Source organism: Rhizobium sp. BR 362 (assembly GCF_036528765.1).
Lineage (GTDB): Bacteria > Pseudomonadota > Alphaproteobacteria > Rhizobiales > Rhizobiaceae > Rhizobium.
In genome coordinates this window covers 1-4,151 of sequence record NZ_JARWGH010000076.1, presented here as the reverse complement: position 1 = coordinate 4,151, position 4,151 = coordinate 1, and the positions used below count along the sequence as shown (strand labels likewise).

The following is a 4,151-nucleotide window of genomic DNA, read 5'->3' as shown; positions in this document are numbered from 1 at the left end:
GATCTCTGAGACCGCATAGTCCCAACCCAAAAGGTTGGAAGCAGGGACCGATGCCAGCCGTTCAGTTTCAGGCGTGAGCCTCCGCAGGTTGCGATGGTGGGAAAATTCTCTGAGCATGGGCGCGCGTCCTTGATTGGAGGGCAGTCGTCCAGAGTGCCCCCGGTTGGACCACAATCTGACGTGCCAAGGGGCTTCAATCAAACGAATAGATTTTGTGAACCCTATTCGATATGCTGATAGCGTGATGCGCGGGATCCTGGATTTAGAGCTGTTGAATACATTCGTTGCCGTCGTTGAGACTGGCAGCTTCACCGCGGCTGCTCCGCGGGTAGGGAGGAGTCAGTCCGCCGTCAGCATGCAGATGCAGCGGTTGGAGCAGCTCGTTGGAAAACAACTGGTCGTTCGAACTCCAAAAGCAGTCGTGCCGAACGCCACAGGTTCGAAGTTGCTTCCATACGCGCGCCGCCTGCTCGCCCTGTCCAGCGAAACTTGGACGACAATCGCATGTGAACCGGAAGTCTCGCGCATTCGCTTGGGAGTTCCAGATGACTATGCGGCGTCCTTGCTCCCCAAGGCCCTCGGTCGCTTCGCGAGCGACCATCCGCAGATAGCGGTCGACCTCGTCTGTGAATCCTCGAAATGCTTGAACGAAGCGATACGTGAAAATCGCGTCGACGTCGCCATCGTGACGCGCGCGGCCGATCAACCGATCGAAGTGCTCCGGCGCGAGCGGTTGGTCTGGGTGTCGTCGAGGACCCACGCCCAATGGTATTCCGACCCACTTCCTGTGGCCTTGTTCGAGTCCGGTACTGCGAGGTCGAACACGCTGAAGGCATTGGAGAAGGCCGGGCGTGCGTATCGCTGCACGTATTCCAGCGCCAGCCTCCTAGGGCTGGTGACTGTCGTGCAAACCGGCCTGTCCATTGCTGCTCTCGCACTATGCAGCGTTCCGGAGTCGCTTCGCATCATCCCCGACAACGAAGGTCTGCCTCAGCTTCGGGACTTGGAAATAGGTATATTGATGAATCCAAGTTGCAGCCTTCCTGCGGCTGAACAGCTGCGTAACAGCCTGCGTCGAGATCTAGCCGTATAAAGCCGGCGGGCGCTCAGATTTGAGCATCTGGCCAGGGCGACTTATACCTCCAGCCTATCGTTTGCCACTCCAGTGCTTTTTTGTGCTGCCATCGCCCGCACCGCGGTCTCCGTTCGCGGATCGGCCCGCCTGCATCTTTCCCGCGGTAACGTCTAGCGACCCCCGATGGTGTCAGTGGTCAACCTTGTTCATTGCGGCCGAGTTGAGGGCGTCAGCAAGTGTGACCCACCGGGGAGTGGCCAATCCCGCTCTTCGGTGATGGCGTCCTGGCCCGGTTCCGGATCTTCCACGATCAACCCACGAGGGGTCCGCTAGCAAGCTGCGGCCGCGACGGCTTCGCCTTTGCGGTGATCGCGCCCGAAACCATGCCTTTTGAGGAGCCATCGAGCGGGAATTGGCCCGCTCCCGGATGGAGCCTCACAATGTCGCACGACCTTTCAATCGCACAGTCCCACGCCTTCCAACTTGCCCGCGACCTGATGGTCCCAGTCACCGTCTTCGAAGTCGACGGCGAGTATGGCGTACTCCCCTCAGACGAGATCGACGCCGGCGACGATCTGGAGATCGTGCACGAGTTCTTCCCCTGGGCGGCTCACTGAGCCGCCAATTGCCGTTCTGGCTGCCGCTTGCGAGCCGCGCGCCGCAACGGAGGCTTCGCCGCGGCGGATGCCGCGACCACTGCAAGATTCGTCAGTTGCCAGCCGCGCCCTTGCGCCCCTTGCTCGTCGCGGCGGCACGGATTGGTGGCCGCGAAATGACGGGCAACTAAGGGGAGCGAGGAACCAGAATGAAAAGAAGGGAGATCGAAGAGCTGCGCGAGCGGGTCAGTTGTAGGGCCGTTCTCGAGCAGGCGAAGTTTGCTATCGACATTAAGGAGAGCACCCGTCGGGCCCTGAAGTTTCGGCGGGGCGGCGAGATTGTCATCGTCACCCACGAAGGGCGGGGCTGGTTCGATCCGCTCAGCGATGCAAAAGGTGACATATTCGCACTCGTCGAACATCTCGAACATGTCGGTTTTCTCGCGAGCGCAGCAAGGGTTGCGGGCCTCGTCGGGTTCAAGGTCACGGCACCGGAATGGACAAGCCCGAGCCGTGGGGATGAACATGACTGCTCCCTTGCCGATCGTTGGCGGACCCGCCGTCGCCCGTGGCCTACTTCGTCGACATGGTGCTATCTCCATGGCGAGCGTTGCCTGCCGGCGCCCCTGCTTCGTGCGGCGATCAATGGCGACCTTCTTCGGGAAGGCCCGAATGGCAGCATGTGGGCGGCTCATACCGACAATGCAGGAGCTGTCACTGGCTGGGAGGCACGAGGCCCGCGATACCGAGGCTTCGCGTCTGGAGGAACCAAGGTTCTCTTTCGCCTCGGGCCGCAATTTGCATTGCGCTTAGCTGTCACGGAAGCCGCGATCGATGCAATGAGCCTTGCGGCCATTGAGGGCTCGCGTGACGGCACGCTCTATCTCAGCACGGGTGGCGGCTGGTCACCCGCCACCGAGGAAGCGTTGCGGGAATTGGCCGCGAGGCCCGGCGTCCAGCTCGTCGCGGCAACGGACGCCAATTCTCAAGGCGACATCTATGCGGACCGGCTGAGGGCGCTAGCCGACAATATCGGCTGCGACTGGATGCGGCTGCGTCCACCCGCAGAGGATTGGAACGAAACCCTGAAACTCAAGGGGACGGAAAAGAGGAAAAGGAAGGAAAAAGGCGTGCCGCATGCGCGCCACCAGCGTCAAGGGAGGCTTCGCCCGGCGGAGCCGGCCCTTGACCCCGGCGGTCGCGATGCCGGCGACCCGGAAGGGGTCATGAAGGACTGAAGAGGATGGCAAGGTCGTAAGGACACGGCTGCGCTTCAGTCCGGAAACCTCCGAAGGAGCCGCAGATGAACATCCCTCCCGCAATCCGCAAGGTCTATCAGGGCGCCGCAAGCCGCCAGCAAATGTTTCGAATGTTCGACCGTCATATCCAGCGACCGAACCGCTGGGAGGATAATGCTGCAGCGCTCTATTCCGGCGAATGGTTCGAGATCGGTGAGGCCGAGCACGACTACATGTTCGAAATCCTCCCGCCGCTCTGGATCCGCGGCTCGATGTTCGCCATGCGCGAGTTCTCGACCGGCCAAGTGACGAGCGTCTTCTTTGCTCTCCGGATCGACGAACAAATCCGGCATTTCCACGGCTATTGCGATCTCTCCGACAAGGCGTCGGTGGAAACCATGCGGGTTGCCATCATCGACCGCGAAAGCCGGCCGGTGCGCGCCATGACGCGCGAGGAGCGCCTCGAGCACATCTGGAGCAGCACCGCCGACCAATATCGCGGTTATGCCGATGACAGCTCTCCGACAGCGGGGCGGGATAAGCGCACGATCGCCTTTTTCTGCGGGCAGGCCGGCAGCACGCTGAGGCTTCTGGAAGATCTCACCGATCACGAGATCGCCGCCAAGCTGCCGGTGCATCTCCGCTACCTCCCGGCTCAAGCCGCTGCCTAAACCTTGACGCCGGGCGAGATGAAGTCCGGCTGATCTGGTCGATCCACCTGCCTGCTCGACGGGCCTCCAAGACTTCGCGACCGCCACTGCCCTCGATCGGCGGGACGACGGCGCATGCCTTTTCAACAGGAGCAATTTGATGARCAACGATCCCTTCACCCTCGATATGTTCGGCAGCAGCGCGCTGTCGTCGGCCCTTGAATTGRGTGTCACGGCATTCGGCGGTTTCGCGGCCAATGACGACGAGCCAGACCCTAACCCACCCTCTCCTGCTCCTGCGCAGGCTTTGTCGAATGCCAAGGCGCCGGCGCCACGCAAACAGGGCCAGCGCGCCAACTTCTATCTCGACGATAGTGACCGTGGGCTCGCCGCGACCTGGAAGGAACGGGCGCGCATCAATGTCGCCGCCATCCTCACGGCCCACGAGCTCGAGAGGCTGGATCTGCCGGCGACACCGGCCGCGCAGGCGAGACTGATCCGTTTCACCGGCTTCGGCGCTGGCGAGTTGGCGAACGGCATGTTCCGGCGACCGGGTGAAATCGACTTCCGCACCGGCTGGGACGATCTCGGC

General features: G+C 61.9%; 5 protein-coding genes. All 5 read left to right on the top strand.

Annotated elements, in window-relative coordinates; translation table 11 throughout:
* Positions 1-244 precede the first annotated feature (244 nt).
* Positions 245-1,093, top strand: coding sequence for a LysR substrate-binding domain-containing protein (locus QDY28_RS30615; protein ID WP_331384836.1), 849 nt, complete (start codon positions 245-247; stop codon positions 1,091-1,093).
* A 422-nt stretch (positions 1,094-1,515) separates the two neighbouring features.
* Positions 1,516-1,692 carry a hypothetical protein gene (locus QDY28_RS30610; RefSeq protein ID WP_331384835.1) on the top strand — a complete coding sequence of 59 codons (177 nt, stop codon included), beginning with the start codon at positions 1,516-1,518 and terminating at the stop codon, positions 1,690-1,692.
* A 188-nt stretch (positions 1,693-1,880) separates the two neighbouring features.
* On the top strand, positions 1,881-2,909 hold the full coding sequence (locus QDY28_RS30605; protein ID WP_331384834.1) for a DUF3991 and toprim domain-containing protein: 1,029 nt from the start codon (positions 1,881-1,883) through the stop codon (positions 2,907-2,909).
* 65 nt (positions 2,910-2,974) lie between these two features.
* Positions 2,975-3,580: a DUF1419 domain-containing protein gene (locus tag QDY28_RS30600; protein WP_331384833.1), complete on the top strand. Its 606-nt coding sequence runs from the start codon at positions 2,975-2,977 to the stop codon at positions 3,578-3,580.
* Positions 3,581-3,719: 139 nt separating this feature from the next.
* The coding region (locus QDY28_RS30595; protein WP_442967620.1) for a hypothetical protein at positions 3,720-4,151 on the top strand (432 nt) is incomplete at its 3' end.

Excerpts from the sequence above, each read along its gene's own strand:
- QDY28_RS30615 (WP_331384836.1), top strand. The coding sequence starts at position 245 with ATGCGCGGGATCCTGGATTTAGAGCTGTTGAATACATTCGTTGCCGTC.
- QDY28_RS30610 (WP_331384835.1), top strand. The coding sequence starts at position 1,516 with ATGTCGCACGACCTTTCAATCGCACAGTCCCACGCCTTCCAACTTGCC.
- QDY28_RS30605 (WP_331384834.1), top strand. The coding sequence starts at position 1,881 with ATGAAAAGAAGGGAGATCGAAGAGCTGCGCGAGCGGGTCAGTTGTAGG.
- QDY28_RS30600 (WP_331384833.1), top strand. The coding sequence starts at position 2,975 with ATGAACATCCCTCCCGCAATCCGCAAGGTCTATCAGGGCGCCGCAAGC.